The sequence below is a fragment of the Nonlabens sp. genome (assembly GCF_965660805.1).
Lineage (GTDB): Bacteria > Bacteroidota > Bacteroidia > Flavobacteriales > Flavobacteriaceae > Nonlabens.
This window is the reverse complement of record NZ_CBFIBE010000072.1, coordinates 1-3,894: the sequence shown is the minus strand read 5'-3', so window position 1 is coordinate 3,894 and position 3,894 is coordinate 1. Positions and strand designations below refer to the sequence as shown.

Annotated in this window: 3 protein-coding genes; all 3 read right to left on the bottom strand. The window is 36.6% G+C overall.

The features are described from left to right. Positions 1-559: tRNA lysidine(34) synthetase TilS (gene tilS, locus ACTF48_RS10875; protein WP_438963184.1), on the bottom strand; the 559-nt coding region annotated here is incomplete at its 3' end. A 9-nt stretch (positions 560-568) separates the two neighbouring features. Further along, entirely contained in the window at positions 569-1,888 is a 1,320-nt protein-coding gene (locus ACTF48_RS10870) for an anthranilate synthase component I family protein (RefSeq protein WP_438963183.1), read from the bottom strand. Between the two features lie 367 nt (positions 1,889-2,255). Then, on the bottom strand, positions 2,256-3,659 hold the full coding sequence (lpdA, locus tag ACTF48_RS10865; RefSeq protein ID WP_438963182.1) for a dihydrolipoyl dehydrogenase: 1,404 nt from the start codon (positions 3,657-3,659) through the stop codon (positions 2,256-2,258). Positions 3,660-3,894: the final 235 nt, after the last annotated feature.

The following is a 3,894-nucleotide window of genomic DNA, read 5'->3' as shown; positions in this document are numbered from 1 at the left end:
TACTACTGTTACTTGAATCTTCTCGCCATGAGCAACTGTTTTCTCGAGCAAAAGCACTAATCTGATCTCTAGAAAAAGGTAATAACGGTCGTAAAACGCGCCCATTTTCTTGTGGAATTCCTTGTAACCCATTCAATCCTGCACCGCGGTTAAGATTGATTAAAAAGGTTTCTATCTGGTCATCTAGGTGATGTGCCGTGAGGACCTGATCATATTTTTTTATCTCGCAAAGCTGATCAAAGTAAGCATAACGCAAATCACGAGCAGCCATTTGAATAGAAATTCCTTGTTGTGTTGCATGATCTGTGGTTTCAAAAGACTGAATATGAAGAGGAATGTTTAAACTATGTGCCAGGTGTTTTACAAACTGCTCGTCTCCATCACTCTCTGCTCCTCTTAAATTGAAATTACAATGCGCTAGCGCCATCTCATACCCTAACTGATGTAATAAATGAGTAAGAACGACACTGTCCAGTCCACCACTTATAGCTATTAAAAGTCGTTTTGCTTTTAAATGAGGAAAGGCTTGAGTAAGATGTTTTTGAAACGCTGTGAGCATAGCACAAATTTAATCAAAAGAAACGCCTTGATGAGAAAGAACTTCTATCATTGCTTTGGCTTTAAGAAGGCATTCTTCATATTCCTTTTCGGGATGTGCAGCAGCTGTTATTGCGCTACCTACACTAAAGGAAACATCTTGGCTCTTAGCATTATATAATATACTACGTATAACCACATTAAAATCAAAATCTCCATCAGGTTTTATATAACCTATCGCACCGCTGTACAAACCACGCTTAAAAGACTCGTTATTTTCTATGATTTTCATGGCGCTGATCTTAGGCGCACCAGTCATACTTCCCATAGGGAACGTAGCTTTTATCACCTCTATAAAAGAAAGCTCTGGTAGAGTCTTTGCGGTAATAGTACTTATCATTTGATGTACTTGTTTAAAGCTGTAAATACCAAATAGTTCTTGAACTTGCACGCTACCCTTTTGAGCTACCCGAGACATATCATTGCGCACTAAGTCCACGATCATTACATTTTCTGATCGTTCCTTAGGGTCATTAAATAATTGTTCCTTTAAATTTTCATCTTCTATAAAATCCAGAGATCTTTTTGCAGTTCCTTTAATGGGTTGGGATATTAATTGTGTACCCGTTTTTTTTAAATACCGTTCAGGACTAGCACTCATCACATGGTGATGATCCATTCTAGCATATACTGCAAATGGTGGTTCACTAATCACATTAAGTTCCTGAAAAGCCTGAAGACTATCTAGAGTTACATGTTGTGCATAGAACTCTGTGCAAAAATTAGCTTCATAAATGTCACCTCTTTTAATGTGATCTAAGAAGTTTTGCGCTTTATCGAGATATTCTTCTTTATGATCTCGTGCTATTAATTGTGCTGGCGTGTTTACCGTATGTTTTTTTGAAAACTGATAAGTCTTTATTTGTTTAATTATAAGGTGCGCAGCTTCTTCAGTAGCATGATAGCTGTGGAGAAATACTTGCTCATCAGTAATTTCTAAAATGATTTCTGGCACAAAAAAAGATAAATCGGGAAAAGCAATGGTGTCTGGATTATCGCTCGACAAATCTTCCAACTCGTTTTTTAAATCATAACCCAAATAACCGAAAACCCAATCCTGATATTCTTGATGAAAAGCCTCTAGTTTATTAAATGCGCTGTGATAATTTACACTCAATGAATCTATACAGCCTACTGCTAGTAAAGAGCTGTAAGTATCATATCCAGTTCCCCCATGATTACTTTCTAAGAACATGAAGTAGGTTTCTTGAGCATAGAAATGCAGTGCGGCTTCTTTAAAAGCTGCTGGATCATCTATTTTAAAAGAAAAAGTAGTTCTGGTTCTAGTCACTGGGTAAAAATAACTTGTAAACTAGTTCATTCCTATTTAGATTTATAATGTCTTCATAAATAATTTCTTTTTCACTTGAAAACACTTCACTAGCTATGGCTATGTAAAGAATTATAAGCTTCAATTCTTTAAAGAACCATTTAATTTATGTTAACGATGTTAGAAATACTAAACAGAATCATACATAGTTTTTACTTAAAATAATAAGGTATCAAAAATAAAAAAGGCTGTCTTAAAAGTAGTAATGTTTTCATTGAGCTAGTTACAGTCCTATTGAAAATCAATAGATCCAGTTTTAGACTTGCTCGATCTGAAAAGTAAAAACCAACTTTTAAGACAACCTCCTAAATAATTAATAGGAATAAAACTAAACGTGCATAGCACGGTCAGCCGTTGCGGCAAGAGCAGCTTCCTTAACAGCCTCGGCATAAGTAGGATGCGCATGTGACATGCGAGCTATATCCTCAGCACTCGCACGGAACTCCATAGCGGTTACTGCCTCTGCAATTAAGTCTGCTACACGAGCTCCTATCATGTGAACTCCTAGAACCTCATCAGTCTTCTCGTCGGCAATGATTTTAATCTGTCCATCTATGTCTCCACTAGCTCTAGACCTTCCTAAAGCTCTCATAGGGAACTGCCCTACTTTTATGGCTACTCCAGCTTCTTTTAATTCTTCTTCAGTCTTACCTACACTGGCTACTTCTGGCCATGTGTAGATTACGTTAGGAATTAAATTATAATTAATATGAGGTTTCTGACCAGCAAGAACCTCAGCAACAAACACACCTTCTTCCTCAGCTTTATGAGCAAGCATCGCTCCTTTTATAACATCTCCTATCGCATAGATGTTAGAAATATTAGTTTGTAAATGGTCGTTTACCTCTACCTGTCCACGCTCATTCACCTTAACACCTGCGGCAGTAGTATTTAATTTATCTGTATAAGGTCTTCTACCTACAGATACTAGACAGTAATCTCCAGTGAAAGTGACATCTTCACCTTTTTTATTTTTGGCAGTAACGGTAACTTCATTACCATTGCGCTCTACTTTATTTACAGCGTGAGAAAGATGGAATTTCACACCTTGTTTTTTAAGAACTTTCATAAGTTCCTTAGAAAGCATTTTATCCATTACTGGAGTAATACGATCCATGTATTCAATCACCGTAACCTCAGCGCCTAATCTGCGATAGACCTGTCCTAATTCTAAACCTATCACTCCTCCACCTATCACAATCATGTGTTTAGGGATTTCTTTAAGTGATAGTGCTTCAGTAGAAGTAATGACACGTTCTTTATCTAGTGTTATAAAAGGTAAATTACCTGGTTTAGAACCCGTAGCGATAATCGTATTTTTAGCCTCTATAGTTTGAGTACCATCTGCTCCATCGATATTAATATGAGTGGCATCTTTAAAAGATCCCATTCCTGTAAACACATCGATGTTATTCTTTTTCATCAAATAAGAAACGCCATCACAAGTAGTATCTACCACTTGCTTTTTACGGGCAATCATCTTTTCAAAGTTTACTTTTATTTCTCCTGGAATCTCAATTCCGTGTTCTTCAAAGTGTTTCATAGCATCATCATAGTGGTGCGATGAGTCTAGAAGTGCTTTAGATGGGATACAGCCTACATTTAAGCAAGTTCCACCTAGTGTGTTGTATTTTTCAATAATTGCAGTTTTCATACCTAGTTGCGCGCAACGTATCGCTGCTACATATCCTCCAGGACCTGAACCTATTACTGCTACATCATATGTACTCATAGTGAGAATTTAATGGTTTCGATTATGTTTCAAAGATAATAAAGGGAAGATGGATAGACTTTATTTTTATGTAATAATTAAGGTTGTATGTAGCACGCTTTCGCGAAAGCGTATTTTTCAACATCAATACTAAACATTTAAGGAGTTTATATTTTAATATAGTCGTGTCCGACTAAGACAAAAGATCGCTGTCGCTGATAGACTAAAGACGAAAGACTTTATTAAGGAGTTTGAA